At 63.1% G+C, this 15307-nt stretch carries 19 protein-coding genes; 12 read left to right on the top strand and 7 right to left on the bottom strand.

Annotation, left to right across the window (positions count from 1 at the left end):
- Positions 1-417 precede the first annotated feature (417 nt).
- The 7 genes from ACLFLU_RS26065 (at position 418) to ACLFLU_RS26035 (ending at position 4011) form a co-directional block, all read left to right on the top strand.
- A complete protein-coding gene (locus ACLFLU_RS26065; RefSeq protein ID WP_426407669.1) occupies positions 418-1053 on the top strand; it encodes a response regulator transcription factor in 636 nt (211 codons plus the stop codon).
- Between the two features lie 131 nt (positions 1054-1184).
- Positions 1185-1577, top strand: a complete 393-nt coding sequence (locus ACLFLU_RS26060) for a curlin subunit CsgB (RefSeq protein WP_426407668.1) — start codon at positions 1185-1187, stop codon at positions 1575-1577.
- A 116-nt stretch (positions 1578-1693) separates the two neighbouring features.
- Complete coding sequence (locus tag ACLFLU_RS26055) at positions 1694-2086, top strand: curlin (RefSeq protein ID WP_426407667.1); 393 nt, start codon at positions 1694-1696, stop codon at positions 2084-2086.
- 45 nt (positions 2087-2131) lie between these two features.
- Positions 2132-2542, top strand: a complete 411-nt coding sequence (locus tag ACLFLU_RS26050; protein ID WP_426407666.1) for a curlin — start codon at positions 2132-2134, stop codon at positions 2540-2542.
- Positions 2543-2613: 71 nt separating this feature from the next.
- Positions 2614-3051, top strand: coding sequence for a curlin (locus ACLFLU_RS26045; protein WP_426414081.1), 438 nt, complete (start codon positions 2614-2616; stop codon positions 3049-3051).
- A gap of 20 nt (positions 3052-3071) precedes the next feature.
- Entirely contained in the window at positions 3072-3362 is a 291-nt protein-coding gene (locus ACLFLU_RS26040; RefSeq protein WP_426407665.1) for a hypothetical protein, read from the top strand.
- Positions 3363-3549: 187 nt separating this feature from the next.
- A complete protein-coding gene (locus tag ACLFLU_RS26035) occupies positions 3550-4011 on the top strand; it encodes a hypothetical protein (protein WP_426407664.1) in 462 nt (153 codons plus the stop codon).
- A gap of 18 nt (positions 4012-4029) precedes the next feature.
- Here the strand turns inward: ACLFLU_RS26035 and ACLFLU_RS26030 are convergent, their stop codons facing one another.
- Positions 4030-4344, bottom strand: a complete 315-nt coding sequence (locus ACLFLU_RS26030; protein ID WP_426407663.1) for a hypothetical protein — start codon at positions 4342-4344, stop codon at positions 4030-4032.
- A 155-nt stretch (positions 4345-4499) separates the two neighbouring features.
- Entirely contained in the window at positions 4500-5342 is an 843-nt protein-coding gene (locus tag ACLFLU_RS26025; RefSeq protein ID WP_426407662.1) for a GNAT family N-acetyltransferase, read from the bottom strand.
- Positions 5343-5462: 120 nt separating this feature from the next.
- Here ACLFLU_RS26025 and ACLFLU_RS26020 point away from each other — a divergent pair, with 120 nt between their 5' ends.
- Positions 5463-6167 (top strand): SDR family oxidoreductase, encoded by a 705-nt coding sequence (locus ACLFLU_RS26020; RefSeq protein ID WP_426407661.1) that lies wholly within the window; start codon positions 5463-5465, stop codon positions 6165-6167.
- Between the two features lie 272 nt (positions 6168-6439).
- Positions 6440-7264: an outer membrane protein gene (locus ACLFLU_RS26015; protein ID WP_426407660.1), complete on the top strand. Its 825-nt coding sequence runs from the start codon at positions 6440-6442 to the stop codon at positions 7262-7264.
- A gap of 60 nt (positions 7265-7324) precedes the next feature.
- On the opposite strand, the gene ACLFLU_RS26010 is transcribed toward ACLFLU_RS26015, so the two are convergent.
- Positions 7325-8401, bottom strand: a complete 1077-nt coding sequence (locus ACLFLU_RS26010) for a serine hydrolase (RefSeq protein ID WP_426407659.1) — start codon at positions 8399-8401, stop codon at positions 7325-7327.
- Positions 8402-8685: 284 nt separating this feature from the next.
- On the opposite strand from ACLFLU_RS26010, the gene ACLFLU_RS26005 reads away from it, so the two are divergent.
- The 3 genes from ACLFLU_RS26005 to ACLFLU_RS25995 all read left to right on the top strand — a co-directional run bounded on the left by ACLFLU_RS26005 (position 8686) and on the right by ACLFLU_RS25995 (position 10622).
- The gene (locus tag ACLFLU_RS26005; protein ID WP_426407658.1) at positions 8686-9093 is read left to right on the top strand and encodes an ArsR/SmtB family transcription factor; all 408 of its coding nucleotides are present in this window, start codon (positions 8686-8688) and stop codon (positions 9091-9093) included.
- Positions 9093-9584: an SRPBCC family protein gene (locus ACLFLU_RS26000; RefSeq protein WP_426407657.1), complete on the top strand. Its 492-nt coding sequence runs from the start codon at positions 9093-9095 to the stop codon at positions 9582-9584. The genes ACLFLU_RS26005 and ACLFLU_RS26000 overlap by 1 nt, the downstream gene beginning before the upstream one ends.
- Before the next feature lie 195 nt (positions 9585-9779).
- Positions 9780-10622, top strand: coding sequence for a hypothetical protein (locus ACLFLU_RS25995; protein WP_426407656.1), 843 nt, complete (start codon positions 9780-9782; stop codon positions 10620-10622).
- Positions 10623-10687: 65 nt separating this feature from the next.
- Here ACLFLU_RS25995 and ACLFLU_RS25990 read toward each other — a convergent pair whose 3' ends face one another.
- The 4 genes from ACLFLU_RS25990 to ACLFLU_RS25975 form a co-directional block, all read right to left on the bottom strand.
- Positions 10688-11896 carry an ABC transporter substrate-binding protein gene (locus tag ACLFLU_RS25990; protein ID WP_426407655.1) on the bottom strand — a complete coding sequence of 403 codons (1209 nt, stop codon included), beginning with the start codon at positions 11894-11896 and terminating at the stop codon, positions 10688-10690.
- 41 nt (positions 11897-11937) lie between these two features.
- Positions 11938-12789, bottom strand: coding sequence for a fumarylacetoacetate hydrolase family protein (locus ACLFLU_RS25985; RefSeq protein ID WP_426407654.1), 852 nt, complete (start codon positions 12787-12789; stop codon positions 11938-11940).
- 24 nt (positions 12790-12813) lie between these two features.
- Positions 12814-14310: a bifunctional 3-(3-hydroxy-phenyl)propionate/3-hydroxycinnamic acid hydroxylase gene (locus tag ACLFLU_RS25980; RefSeq protein ID WP_426407653.1), complete on the bottom strand. Its 1497-nt coding sequence runs from the start codon at positions 14308-14310 to the stop codon at positions 12814-12816.
- Between the two features lie 160 nt (positions 14311-14470).
- Positions 14471-15304 carry a class I SAM-dependent methyltransferase gene (locus tag ACLFLU_RS25975; protein WP_426407652.1) on the bottom strand — a complete coding sequence of 278 codons (834 nt, stop codon included), beginning with the start codon at positions 15302-15304 and terminating at the stop codon, positions 14471-14473.
- Positions 15305-15307: the final 3 nt, after the last annotated feature.

The raw sequence follows: 15307 nt of genomic DNA, 5'->3' as shown, positions 1-15307 counted from the left end.
GGAACACATACCGGGCGTATCGAAATGCTGCGCGCGGTATCAAACCCGATAAGCTGGCTGAACGCTCCGTCTGGTCTGGCCGTGGCGGCTGTCCGTCGGCGCTCGGTCGGCACATGAGTGACGACGCCATGACGCGACTGGCGATATCTCGGCCGCGACGCCGGATCCCCGTATTCCCGATACGGCGCCTTGTCGTGACACCGCAGATGGCGGCGTCAACTCCCGGAGATCACGAAGTCCGATATGTGATCGCGTTCACACGTCTTGAGCGCGTAGAGGCCGTAAGACCTCGCATCGGTCGGCCGATGCGACTCGCCCGGTCCTTGCCGATGCATTCAAGCACCTTGTTATCGCTTGCAAGAACAATGGATGGCTCGTTGCTGGATCACCGAGCGCCAAGTCCGGGAGCGGATTGCCATGAGTCCACATCAAGCGACAGTTTATGTTGTTGACGACGAAATCCAGATTCGAAATGCGATTGGACGTCTCTGCGAGGAGACCGGACACCAGGTGAAGTTGTTTGCCTCGACAGACGAGTTTCTTGCAGAGCGTCTTTCCGCCGGTCCTTCGTGTCTTGTGCTCGACGTCCGCTTTCCCGGCACGTCGCCCACCGGCCTCGAGCTTCAGCGCCGGTTGGCCGAGACGGGCGTACCCATTCCGATCGTCTTCATCAGCGGCCATTCCGACGTCCGTGTCTCGGTCGAAGCCATGAAGCGCGGTGCAGTCGAATTTCTGCCGAAACCGTTTCGCGAGCAGGAAATCCTCGACGCGATCAGGCACGGCATCGAGCGCGACCGCAAGCGAATGGAGCGCGAAGACGCCGTGCGCGATGCCCGGCAGCGCGTCGAGATGCTGACGACGCGGGAGCGCGAGATCATGCTGTTGATGGCCGAGGGGCTCGTCGCCAAGCAGATCGCGGCAAGGCTTGGCGTGAGCGAAGTGACGGCGAAAGTTCATCGAGCCCGCATGATGCGCAAGCTGGAATTGCGTTCGCCGATCGACGTGGTGAGATTGATCGACAGCATGGGACGCGAGACGCCGCACGACGTCTAGTCCTTACCGATTAGCATGAACTGCAGTCTGTCGCACGAAGCGCGATCGGCTCAGAGTGATCCCACGATGTCGACCTCCTCCAAGACGGCATCCGAACCCAGTCAGACAACTCGGCTAGAAAGGGATTTCCCATGCGCAAATTGTTTTTTGCTTCCGTTGCCATGCTCGCTCTGTCCTCCGCGGCTCAGGCTGCCAACACCGCGACCACCGTGCAAATCGGCGCAGCAAACGGCTCCAGCGTGGACCAGCAGGGCCACGTGAATGATTCCTCGACCACGTTCCAGCTCGGCCTCGTGAACGGCGCGAGCACCATGCAGGGCACGACCTCTCCGTCGCTCAACAATGCCAGCTCGGTGACCCAGATCGGCGTCTTTGGCAACGCGGCCACCACTGGGCAGGTTGCCACCGGCAACAACACGAGCTCGATCAGCCAGTCCACGCTCTTCGGCCTCCCGCCGAACAACTTCGCTGGTGTCGGGCAGGTCGGTGGCGGACTCAACCTCAGCACCATCACGCAGCACTAACCAGCCCGTACCTCTGGGTGCGCGCGCCGCGTACCCAGAGTTATATTCCAATGGCCACGACCATGCTTCTTGGTGGAGCGGCGGATCGAATAGCTGCTCCTAGCGGAGGAACTCACATGCGGATCAACTATCTACTCGCGACGGCAGTCATGCTCAGCGCGTTGGCTTCCGTCGATGCCAAAGCCGCCAACACGATCAGCGTGTTGCAATTCGGCACGGCAAATCTTTCGTCAACAGCGCAGGCCGGCCCGGTGAACAACACCGCGACGACGCTGCAATTCGGGGCCTTCAACCAGGCATCGAGCGTGCAACTCGGTTCATCTTCCTCGGTCAATTCGGTGACGATTGGACAGGGCGGCACGACGGCCACCGCGACCAATACCGCTACGGCTGGCCAAGTCGGAGGCGCCAACACGAGCTTGATTGGCCAGATTGGTTTGAACAACGCCGCCGGGGTATCCCAGCTTGGCATTCTGAACGGCTCCACGATTTTGCAGCAGGCTCCGTGACCCTGCGATCGTGTGGCGGCTCGGCAGATATTGTGGAGGCATATCATGAACAAGCATCTTCTGGTCGTTGCGACGGTGGTTCTCGTCTCCTGTTTCGCCGCGAACGCCCCCGCGCGGGCGCAGAGCGCTGACCTCAAGACGATCGTCTCGGTCAACGGGCCCCCCGTTGTCGTGAACCAGAGCAGCTCGCTCAACATGGTCGGCATATTCCAGGTTGGCGGCAACACCAGCGCGACCGTCACGCAGAACGGAAGCAACAATGCCACGGGGGTCCTGCAGTTCGGTGGCACAACGTCGTCATCGGTCGGGCAGGCCGGGACGAACAACTTTACCTTCGTTGGTCAAACCGGTCAGTCGGCGACGAGCCTCGTGTCGCAGCTCGGCGCCATGAATACAGGAGTGATCGCGCAATTTGGCGGGATCAACTCGTCGACGGTGATCCAGAACAGTCCGTGAGCTGCGCGCGACCTCGCGAAATGTGATGGGGGAAGGCGATGAAATATGGTAGAGAGTTCCTGGCATTGGCGGTGTTGCTCGCCGCCATCAGCGTTGCTTCCGGGGCATCGGCAGGATCAAGGCCATCGCCAGCCATAAGTGGGCACGACCCCTCTTGGGGCAACCGGGACGTGAGCATCGAGACGGTCGTGGAATTCGGCAATAACCCGCAGCCGGTCACGATCTTGGAGAACAACCGCATCAATATCGCGCGCGTGATCGAGATCGGGACGGGCACGGTCGATGCGACGATTGTCCAGAACGGGATGCGCAACTATGTCGATGTGATTCAGGTCGGCAACACCACCAACGCGCTGATCGGACAATCGGGCGTCAGCAACATCGCCGACATCACCCAGGTCGGCAATTCGACCAATGCGCTTCTGCTCCAGATTGGCGACATGAACACGGGAGCGGTCAGGCAGTTCGGACGTTTCAACTGGTCGGCCATATTTCAGTTCGGACGGTGATCGAGACGAAGAGGTGTGACATGAAGTTCCTCCTGCTCGCATCCGGAATGACCCTCATGACCGCAATTGCGATGGCGCCGGCCGGCGCCGGCGAGAGCGGTGATGGCCATACCACCGTGGTCCAGGACGAAAACGGGACGGCGGTCATCACCCAGAGCGGCGATCCGGCGCAGGCCGAGGTCAAGGTCGACAAGGAGCCGGGCCGCACCACGGTCTACCGCCGCAGCGGCGGCAACACCGCCATCGTGTCGCAGGGCAGCGGAAATGCGCAGGACATGCTGGACTGGCTGCGCAAGCAACAGGACCGCTGACGGGCGGCATTCGCGGGAACGAGTCCCTGAAACCAGGCGAAATTCCGGGCGTTCCGCCGCACCGGGTTCCCTGTTAATCCCGTGCCTTAACCAACAATTAATTATACGTTTGCGGGTGGGCGACAGCCCGGCCTAGCGTGCGGCAGGGGAGCCGCTATCCGCGAAGCCAAACGAGTTGGTGCGTATCATGATGTCCAGATCAAATGGGGCGTTGCTCGCCTCGCTCAGCGCAGCCGCGCTGCTCCTTAGCCCCAGCGACAGTTTTGCACGACCGGGCGGCGCCGCCCCACATGGCATGGTGACCGCTGCCGCACCGCCGGCCGCGGTGCGTCCGCCGATCGCGCCGGGCGCGCGGTTCCGCGGCCGCAACTTTGGCCGCAACAACCCTTGGGTCTATTGGCCGGGCGGCGGCGGTTTCTTCAACGACGGTGCGACCTACGGCGAACCTTTCGCCGATGGCGGACAGCCTGTCAGCAACGACGTTCGCTATACCTACACCTATGACGTGCCCTGGGATTGGGCGCATCGCTTCCCGCCGAACGTCGTGCCCTCCGACCGGCCCTATGTGCCGAGCTGTCCGACGGAATCCGTGACGGTGCCCGGCCGCGGTGGTGTCGAGCACACCGTCAACATCATGCGCTGCTACTGAATAGCGCGCTTAATTGCACTAGAGAATTCCTGCCGCAGCCGCCAGGTCGCGGTCGGATTGTTTCTGCCTGACGATCGCGAGCTCGCGGCTGCAAGCCGCAAAGGCGGTCGTCCCCGGGCGTAGCCCGAACTGGCCGCAGACATCTCGATCCTCATCGGCAATGACGCGCGCGAGCTCCGCCTCGGCGGCCTCGCGCATCGCGGGCGCCGAGACGAGCGTGTGAATGGCGATGGCCATCACGACGGCGAGCAGCAGTGCAGCCGCAATTCCGGGGCGCTGCAGGTCGTCTGCGGTATGCTGAGAAGGGCGAGCCTTGCTCCTGCCTCTGGTCATGAAATCCTCACGCATGAAGTATCGATGGTCAGAAAAATGATGGTCGAGCCGTCCGGCAAAATCGGCGGATGCAACACGAATACACGCTGCGTCGCAGCGAGGACGTGAACCAGATTACAAATTTCAAGCCGGCACAGGCTAATTCAAAATCGGTACTAGCCTAGTTCAAAGCTGGTTACGCCGAACACGCGGTCCAGCCGCAGCGACGGGATCGGTCCTGTGTACATTCGTGCCGTTTCGAACGTCGGCTTCAGGCCAAGGGATTCCGCTAGCGCAATAGCATCGCGATTCACCGCGGGGATGTCGAGGACAATCTCGCTGCTTCCGGGACTGGCCAGCAAACCGTGCAGGATGGCCTCTGCCGCGGCGCGGTCATTAGCTACCAGCGGACCGATCTTGCGGCCGCTCCTGCAGGGGCGGATCACGCCCCAGCCGGCGAGCTCGCCGTCGCGCAGCAGCCCGCGGCCGACGTGTCCGGGCGTGCCGATCCAGGCGCGCAGGAAGGCCGCGCGCGGGGCGGGGAAGACCGTCGCATCGTCGGCTTCCAAAAGCGCAAATGGGATCGTATCGAGCGCAACGACATCGGCGGGCGGCTTTGGCGGCGAGGGAACAATGCCGCCAAAGCGGATATTGGCGTAAGCAAGCTGGAAGCCGGATTTTCTGTAATTGTCCTGCTGTGCCACGACGCCGTCGAGGCCGATCACGCGCGAGCCCGCATGCGCGATCGCGGCGTTCCAGATGCGCAGGCCATGACCTCTGCCACGAAAGCCTGCGCGCACGATGTAGAAGCCGAGGAAAGCGAATCGGTCGTCGTAGTTGACACAGGAGACGGTCGCGACGGGTTCGCCATCGATCTCGCCGACGAAGAAACCGTTCGCGTCCGGGATTGCGAAGCAGGCGGCGTCGCGCTGGCCTGGATTCCAGCCCTCGGCCGCGGCCCAGTCGATCGCGATGGAGATTTCCTCAGGCCGCAAATTGCGGATCTGCAAATCGCTCATGTCGTGGTGCCTCGTCGCGATTGTTAGCAAGTCTGGTTTGCGGGCAAGTCTGGTTGTAGAAGGCCTGATGACAGGCTGAACCTTCGGTTCGCCTCAACGCTATCACAGGGATGATCGGTCATGGCAGCAGAGAAGGTCGCACTCGTCACCGCAGGCGGTAGCGGCATGGGGGCAGGGGCCGCGCGGCGGCTCGCAGCCGATGGCTTTCATGTGGCGATCCTGTCGTCCTCCGGCAAGGGCGAGGCGCTCGCGGCCGAGCTCGGCGGGTTCGGCGTGAGCGGCTCCAACAAATCCAATGACGATCTGAAGCGCCTCGTCGACGGAGCGTTGGCAAAGTGGGGACGCATCGACGTGCTCGTCAACAGCGCCGGCCACGGCCCGCGTGCGGCAATCACCGAGATTACCGACGAGCAGTGGCACCTCGGCCTTGACACCTATTTGCTGAACGTGATCCGTCCGACCCGGCTGGTGATGGCGGCGATGCAGGCGCAGAAGGGCGGCGCTATCATCAACATCTCGACCGCCTGGGCGTTCGAGCCGAGCGCGATGTTTCCGACCTCGGCGGTGTTCCGTGCAGGCCTTGCCGCCTTCACCAAAATCTTCACCGATACCCATGCGGCCGACAACATCCGCATGAACAACGTGCTGCCGGGCTGGATCGACAGCCTGCCGCAGCTGGACGCGCGCCGCGACAGCGTGCCGCTGAAGCGCTACGGCAAGGTCGAGGAGATCGCGGCGACGGTCTCGTTCCTCGCATCCGACGGCGCCGCCTACATCACCGGCCAGAACATCCGCGTCGACGGCGGGCTGACGCGATCGGTCTGAGGCAGGCCAATTCGAGTCGCGCTCTCGCAATCTTGGCGTGGCGCGACACGGCCCTGCATCGCCCGTCGCCGATGAAGGACGGTACGTGGCCCTTGGGTCACACTCGTCATTCGTTCGTATCACCTCGGGCGAACCTTACGTCACAGTCCCTGCGAACTTCGCGGCAGTCCAAGACGCTGAGCGGTGTGCGGTCTATGCCTAGCCTGTGCCGGAAACACCTGGCCGAGCATTAAAGGACGCGCGTTTCGATCGCGTGGGGCAAGGAGACTGGAATGAAGAAGTTTTTGCTGGCGGCAGCAATGGTTGTTTTGGGCACCGCATCCGTGCAGGCCGCCGACCTCGCAGCCCACTACACCAAGGCGCCGATGATGGCGGCGGCCTACAACTGGACGGGCTTTTACGTCGGCGGCAATGTCGGCGGCCAGTGGGGCAGCGCCGATCCGGCTACCACGACCCTGTTTCCGGTCGCGAGCTATTTCGCTGATTCAAGCGTGACTGCGATCGGCGCGGTCGGCGCGCAGCACGCCAACAGCTCCAGCGTGACTGGCGGCTTTACCGCCGGCTATAACTGGCAGGTCAACAATGCCGTGTTCGGTCTGGAAGGCGACATCAACTATTTCGGTTTCAAAGGCAGTGCGTCGGGCTCGGCGGTCTATCCGTGCTGCGCGCCGACCAGCTTCACCATCAACTCGCAGGTCTCGGCCGACTGGCTCGCCACCATCCGCGGCCGTATCGGCTTCCTGGCAACACCGAGTTGGCTGATCTATGCCACGGGCGGTGCGGCGATCGCTGAGGTGAAGGGCAATTTCAACTTCACCGATACATTTGCAGCCGCGACCGAATCCGGCGCGATCCGCGATACCCGCGTCGGCTGGACCGCGGGCCTCGGCGGCGAATATGCGGTCGGCAATGGCTGGTCGCTGAAGGCCGAATATCTCTACGTCGATCTCGGTCGCAGCAGCATGACCAGCAACAATCTGTTTACCGGTTTCGCGCAGCCGACCCAGACCTTCAACCATTCGTTCGATATCAGGTCGAACATCGTGCGTGTCGGTGTGAACTACAAGTTCGGCGGGCCGGTCGTCGCCAGATACTGAGCATTCCGCTATTCTCGCGTGGAAAGCCCTGGCTCAACCGGGGTTTTCTGTTTTTGAAACTCAGCCGCCGTGCGAGGCCAGCAGACGCGCCAGCGTGGGCAGAATCTTGTAGCGCGCGATCTCGTGCGGATATTCGCCGCGATTGGCGAGCAGCACGATGCCGATCCTGTGGGCCGGTACGAGTCCGATATAACCTGACGCGTTGTTGAGGCCGCCCGGCTTGTCGACGACGGTGACGCCGGGAAGGTGCACGGTCTCCCAGGCCATGGCTTGGCCGAACGTGGCCTGGCCGAACCGTTGGTCGACGTGGAAACTTTCGCGCTGTGTCATGCGCAGCGCCTCGCGCAAATGCGGGTCGATCGAACGGCCGTCGACGCAGGCCGCAACGAAAGTTGAAATATCCCGCGCGGACGAGAACATCTGGCCGGTGCCGGGGAAGTCGAAATAGCTCTGCTGGTCGCCGATCGGGCCGATCGCGCTGCCCTGGTCGGAATAGCCCTGCACGATACGCCGCATGGCGTCGTCGTCCATGATCGCGCGGTTGTCAAATCCGCGCTCGGGAATGGACGTGGCATGCATGCCGAGCGGCGCGAGGATGCGGCTGTCGATCAATCTTGCGATCGGCGTGTGATAGCAGCGCTCGAGCACGAGCTGGAGCAGCACGTAGCCGGCATGACTGTAGATGCGCTGCTGGCCGGGCGCGACGCCCGCGGGCGGTGCCCAGGCATTCAGCATCGCGATGAATTGCGTCCGCGAGTAGGAATCGTTCGGCCAGGGCGGGTGATCGGTCGGCAGCAGCAGTCCCGAGGTGTGCGTGGCGAGCTCGCCGACGGTGACGTGGCGGATATAGTCGCCGTCGAGTTCCGGCAGATATTTCGGCAGGGGATCGTCGAGCCGCAGCTCGCCGCTGAGCGTGCCGAGCGCCACCAGCGTCGCCTCGAACGGTTTTCGCAGGGAGGCGAGGTTGAACAGCGTGTCCGGCGTGACCGGTCGCTTGGTCTCGTCGTCTGCGAGGCCGTAGTTGAAGAATTCGATATGGCGGCCGGCGTAGAGCGCAGCCGCAAGGCCGCCCGGATGGTCCGGCGTTGCTGTGGGCGCGAGCTCGCTGGCGACGATGTCGCGTATCTGCGCGATCATGTCGGAATCCGCCGATGCGCGGCGTCGCCCGGCAAGCGCAACCGCGATGGGAACAAGCGCAGCGCGGGCGAGGGTTCGCCGGGTGATTTGCGGGGAGATGACAACAGGCGGCACGTGATCCGATGGATGATGCGGTGCGCCCCCGGATATCTTTTAGCGGGGAGGGCCCGGTGCCCCAATTCACGATTGCGCGTTTGGGTTCCAGATTCCTGCCCTGCGAAAATACTTAGCTTACGAGCTAACAATCGTTGACGCCGGGCCGCGGCAAGCGTATAGTTAGCTACATGGCTAACCAATTATCCCAGCTCGACCAGGTTTTTGCAGCACTCGCCGACCCCACGCGGCGGGCGATCGTGATGCGGCTGTGCGCCGGCGAGGCCTCGGTCGGCGAGCTCGCCGAGCCCTTCGAGATGGCGCTGCCGAGCTTCATGAAACACATCCATGTGCTGGAGCTCAGTGGGCTAGTGCAGTCGGAGAAGTCCGGCCGCGTGCGCACCTGCCGCCTCAGTCCGGATACGCTCGTCGGTGCGGAAGACTGGTTCCAGCATCAGCGCGCGATCTGGGAGGCGCGGCTCGACCGGTTCGAGGCTTACGTGATGAAGCTCAAGAAGGAGAGGGCGGCCGCAAAGCGGCCGGCCAAGACGACCGACAAAACCACCAACAAGCCAAGCAAACGGAAAGGTACTGAGTGATGACGAATGCTGCCAATGCTGCCCTGTCGCAATGGTCGATGGACCGAGAGATCGTGATGTCGCGCGTGATCGACGCGCCGCGCGATCTGGTATTCGAGGCTTGGTCCGACCCAAAGCATCTGCCGCAATGGTTCGGGCCGAAGGGATTCAAGATCGAGACCTTCGAGATCGACGTGCGGGTCGGCGGCGTCTGGCGCTTCAACATGATCGGGCCCGACGGCACCGTCTATTCGAACCGCATGCGCTTTCGCCGCATCGAGCCGCCGTCCTTCATGGAGATGTACCATGGCTGCGACGAGGACGATGATCCCAGCATGTTCCGCTTCACCCTCGCGTTTGCCGAACAGAGCAACGGCAAGACGGTGCTGATGATGCGGCAGCTGGCTTCGACCACGGAGCAGCGCGACCACATGATCGGCTTCGGCGCCGTCGAATACGGCTACCAGACGCTGGACAAGCTCGCGGCCTATGTCGGCGGACTGAAGAAGTAAGATCGCCGCGTGCTTCCGGGGGCCTCGAAGGGGCGCCCCCGGAACGAGCTCGGAAACGGGTGGGACTTTCGCAATTATGACAGCGCGCCGGCGAATTATGACAGTGCCGTCACGCAGATTTTTGTCGCGCTGCGCTGCGGATTTATGACAGAATTACTACCGTTGGATGTCATATTGACTACCGCGGAGCGATTCATGTTGCAGTGGCAGGCACGGTCAAATCCCCTCGCGTGGTGGTGGGGGTCCCTGACGCTGGTCAGCGCTGCCAACATTCTCGTCTGGTTCATGCTGTACCGCGAGTTCTATCCGACCGTTGCCGGCAGCGTCGGCGGCGGCTCGGATATCGGGCTGATGTTCCTGCTTTGCGCGGGCTATGTGTTCGGCTGCGCCTTCCGCTCGGTGCTGCCGCGCGCGGACGTGCAGCGCATCTGCCTGTTCGACACCTGGCTGTCGAGCGTGTTTGTCGGCCGCACGGTCGCGACCGTGGCCGAGGTCTGCTTCGCCGCGCAATGGGCGATCATCCTGCATCAGCTCGGTCAGATGACAGGCGCAGAGACCGCGGTGAACATCGCGCTGGTGATCGTGCCGATCATCATCATCGCGGAGTGCTTCTCCTGGTACGCGGTGGTGACCACCAACTTCCTCTTCAACGCGGTCGAGAACTCGCTGTGGGCGGTGACGTTCTTCCTTGCCTGCATTGCGCTGTGCCGCTTGATGCCGGAATTCCAGGGCCCGGTGCGCTGGGCGCTGATCGCCGGCATCGTCGGCATCGCCTGCTTCCTCGCCTTCCTCGTCACCGTCGACGTTCCGATGTATCTCAGCCGCTGGCGGGCGGGGCACGAAGAGGGCGGCAGGTTCCTCGGCTTCCTCGAGGGCCTGCATGACGTCTCGACGCGCTGGGTGGTGACCCACGACATTGCGCATTGGAAGGGCGAGCTGACCTGGATGTTCCTCTATTTCAGCGCCGCCGTGTGGTCGAGCCTCGCGCTCTGCGCGCTCTACGCCATGGAAGGCTATCTCACGCGCTATCTCGCCTAGGGGTAGACTCTTTGCTTGACGCGTTTTCTTGACGCGAACCGGTATCCACTTCGCTTGAAAACGTTTTACTTGCCGACCAGGCTGCATTTGCTGCGGTCGAGCGGGCGGAAGGCCTGGTCGGGCGGAATGGTCGCGACCAGCTTGACAAAGTCCCACGGGCCTTTTGACTCTTCCGGCGTCTTGACCTGCACCAGATAGAGATCGTGCACCATGCGCTGGTCCTCGCGGATACGGCCATTAGGCGTATAGGCGTCCGACACCGGCGTCGCCTTCATCTTCGCCATCACGGCGGCACTGTCGTCAGAGTCAGTGTCCTTCACGGCTTGCAGATAGTGGCGCACGGCCGAATAGACGCCGGCCTGGATCTGTGACGGCATCGCCTTGCGGCGCGCGTAGAATGCATCTGAGAACTTCCGGGCCGCCGGTGAGACGTCTTCGAAGAAAGAGGTCACGATGAGATCGCCGCGGGTCGCCTTCAGGCCGACCGCCTCGATGTCGACGTTCTGGAACGACATCGGCACGATCTTCATGCCCTGGTCCGCCAGGCCGAATTCCTCCGCCTGCTTGATCGCGGTGGCGTTGTCGCCGGCGACATTGATCGCGAGGATCTTTGCACCCGAGGACTGGGCCTGGAGCAGGAACGATGAGTAGTCGGGCGTGCCGAGCTGGGCTTTCACACTGCCGGCGACCTTGCCGCCGAGTGCCGTGATGCGGTCGCGGGCTGTCGCCTCGATCGAATGGCCGAAGGCATAGTCGCCGGTGATGAAGAACCACGGCTCCTTGCTGGTCTGCATGATGCCCGAGACGACCGCGGTCGCGGTGGAATAGGCGTCCTGAGTCCATTGCACGCTCGATGGCGCGCACGCGTCGTCGGTGAGCTGGTTGGCGCCCGCGCCGGAGACGAGGAAGATCTTTCCGTTGCCGCGCACGAGCTCCTGCACCGCAAGCGCCGCACCGGAGCTGCCGCCATCCGCGATTGCCTGCACGCCGTCGCTGAACCATTTTCGCGCGAGCGAGGCGGCGAGGTCCGGCTTGTTCTGGTGATCGGCCTGCAAGATCTCGATCGGCTTGCCGTTGATCTTGCCGCCGAACTCCTCCGCGGCCATCCGCGCCGCCTCGGCCGAGCCCGGGCCCATCGCGGTGGCGAAAATGCCGTTCATGTCGGTGAGGACGCCGATCCGGATGGCGTCGCCCTTGATTTCGGCGCGCGCAGTGCCTGCGAGCGCCAGCGTGATCAGCAGGATGGCGGTGGATGGGGTGCGGAGGGTGGCCATGGCGTTTCCCGATTTTATCGTTGATTGATCGGTCGCGGTGGTCAGGCCGCCTCGGCGATGACCTTGTTGCGCAAAATTCCGATGCCGGCGATTTCGACCTCGACGGTGTCGCCGGGGCGCATCCACAAAGGCGGCGTGCGCTTGGCGCCGACGCCGCCGGGCGTGCCGGTGACGATGACGTCGCCGGGGACGAGCGGGCAGATCGTCGAGATATAGGCGATGAGCTCGGGAATGGCGGTGATCAGCAGATCGGTGGTGGTGTCCTGCACGACCGTACCGTTCAGCCGCGTCTGCAGGTTCAGCTTCGACGGATCTGGGATCTCGTCCGCCGTCACCAGCCACGGACCAAAGCTGCCACTCTCCGCAAAGGTCTTGCCGGAGAGGAACTGGCTGGTGTGGCGCTGCCAGTCGCGGATGCTGCCTTCATTGTAGCAGGCATAGCCGGCGACATGGTCGAGCGCGCGATGCGCTGAGATATGGCGGCCCTGCTTGCCGATGACGAGCGCGAGTTCGCCCTCATAGTCGAAATCGTCGCTTACTTTCGGCTTCACGATGGGCTGGAGATGGCCGACCTGGCTGCACGGGAAACGGACGAACAGGGCCGGCTTCTCGGTCACGGTGCGGCCGGTTTCGGCGACATGGTCGCGATAGTTCAGGCCGACGCAGATGATCTTGCCGGGATCGGGGATGACGGGGGTGAAGGTGATGGTGTCGAGCTGATGATCGGGCGACGTGGACGCGACCAGTTTTTCCGCCTCGGCCACGCGACCTGCCTCAAGCAACTGCCGCAGCGTGGTGCAGGGCGCCATGCGCGTGCCGAGATCGACGACACCGTTGTCCTTGACGGCCCCGAAGGAGGCGCGGCCGTCGGCGATGAAAGAGAGCAGCTTCATGAGATATCCTTGAGACTTGTTCGGTCAGGCCGCGGACGGCACGTGGGTGGGAGGCGTGATGGCGGCGATGAGCCGGTCGAGCTCGGCATCGTTGCGGGCGATGCCGCGGATGTAACGGTCGGGGCGAACGAGCACGGCGGTGATGCCGTGCTCGCGCAGCCAGGGGCCGATGCCCTCGGCATCCTCGCTGGTCAGGATCTTGATCTTGGGCCACGAGAGGGCGAGACGCGTCGCGCTCTCGACGAGGAGGACATGGCCGTAGCCGATCCGGTCGTCGCCGCGACTGCCGTCATTCAGCATGAACTGCGGCGCGAGATGACCGGCGAGCGGGAGGTCGCATGGCGCGAGCCCGGGGCCGAGCAGGGGCTTTTTCACCTCCAGCTTCACGGGCGCATTCTCGCGCGCCTCGCCGGCCGCGAGGCCGGCCTCGATCGCCTTGGTGTTGATGACACCGCCCAGGCGAATGGCGAGCTCGATGAACTCGCGCACATGCGGTTGGCGTTCGCTTTGATAGGTGTCGAGCAGATCGGGCGCGGCACAGTCGCGAATGATGCTCGCGAGTTTCCAGGCAAGATTGGCGGCATCGCGGATGCCGGCGCACATGCCCTGGCCGAGGAAGGGCGGGGTCTGGTGCGCGGAATCGCCGGCGAGCAGCAGCCGGCCGTTGCGCCATTGCTGCGCGATGACGGAATGAAAGGTGTAGACCGCGGCGCGCTCGAGCTCGGCATCGTCAGGCGTGACCCAGCGCGACAATAACTCCCAAACCTTGGCGGGCTGCGCGACGTCGTTCGAATCTTCGTCGGGCAAAACCGTGATCTCCCAGCGCCGCCGCGTGCCGGTGCCGCGCACATAGGTCGCGGGTCGCCTGGGATCGCAATGCTGGAGACTGTAATCGCCGAGATCGTCACGGGCGCGCTTGAGCAGCACGTCGATCACCAGCCAGCGCTCGTGGAAGCCGAGATCGTCCATGCCGGAGCCGATGAAGCGACGAACGAGAGACCGCGCGCCGTCGCAACCGATGACGTAGCCGGCGCGGACCTCGCTGAGCTTCCCGTTGGAAAGATCCTCGTAGCGGACGCGCACGCCGGTCTCGTCCTGGTCCAGCGCGAACACGTCGCAACGGCTGCGCAAGCTGACGTGCGGCCAGCGCGCGAGGCCGCCGATCAGCGCGTCCTCGAGATCGGGCTGGTGGAAGCGGTAGCTGAGGTTCCAGCCCATCGGCGTCAGCGTCTGCGGCCGCGACCAGTCCAGCAGCATCTTGCCGTCGGCGTCGAGGAAGAGCATGCCGGGGCTGAGGATGATGTGGGGCAGGATGGCGTCGGCGAGGCCGATGGTCTGGAACACCCGCATGCATTCGTCGTCAAAATGTACCGCGCGCGGCAGATGATAGGTCCGCGCCTCGCGCTCCAGCACCAGCGTCCGCACGCCGCAGAGGCCAAGCAGATTGGCGAGCGTGGCGCCGACCGGGCCGCGGCCGACGATCACGACGTCAAACTCCTCAGGGGCGGATTTATCTTGCATGGGGCTATCTCTTCCCCAAGCGGTGCCACCCCTTCAACGGCGCCGGCCGAAGTGTCCGCCTAGCGGACGGCTCCTAGGGCGCGTACTCACAAATCTTCGTCGATGTCCGCTTCGCTCCGAAACCGACTACCTTTGTGCAACCGCAGCTACCAGGATCACGCTACTTTGAAGCAACGATCCGGACGCCACCAAGCTTGCGTTGCTGAATCAGCTCCACAAATCGAATGTAGGACTGATGAAACGCATCATGTCCCACGGGTGTCCCAGCTTGTCGGGCTTCCTCGCGAAGCCTTTGATACATCGCCAGTCGCTCTTTAAGGATTGGTCCCCACTCGTCGGTCAAATCAGTTGCTGAGAGCACCTTTAGGCCGCTGCTCTCAACCAGTTGACGGTATTCCGTGATCGAGCGGAGGGGTTGGATGGCCATGCCATCCCACATGAGTTGCGCATCTTCGGCTGACAAAGGCTCATTGGCGACCCAATCCGTAAAGGCCAATCTGCCGCCTTCTCGCAAAATCCTGGCAGCCTCGACCAACGCTTTTTGCAGTTCGGGTACGTGACAAAACGCTTCTTGGCTGATGACAGCGTCCAAGCTGGCATCAGGAAGCGGGACCTCCAATACATCTCCTTCGATAACACGGGCCGTATCCTGAAGGCCAACAAGCTTGGTCAGTTCCTGGGCTCCGACAACGCGGGCTGGAGTCAGTTCAATTCCAACAACATTGGCTCCGTACCGATGGGCTAGATATCGAACCGTACCGCCAAGCCCCGCGCAGAAATCGGCAACGCGAGATCCGTTCTCAATCTGCGTCCCTCTGGCCAATTCGTCTGTCGCTGCCGTACCGCCATAATGATCCTGGTCATGTGGAAACAATTCTTCTGGACGCACCGCGTCGAGGTGGCCGCGACTAGCCCGTAGCTTCGCCATGATGATGTCGCAAGAAATCGGATGCCGATTGTAGAAATAGGTCGTCTGCGAAGTTGCGTCACTCATGAC

The sequence above is a fragment of the Bradyrhizobium ganzhouense genome (assembly GCF_049949285.1).
Classification (GTDB): Bacteria; Pseudomonadota; Alphaproteobacteria; order Rhizobiales; family Xanthobacteraceae; genus Bradyrhizobium; species Bradyrhizobium ganzhouense.
The sequence above is the reverse complement of the archived record's forward strand: the minus strand, read 5'-3'. Positions and strand labels throughout refer to the sequence as shown.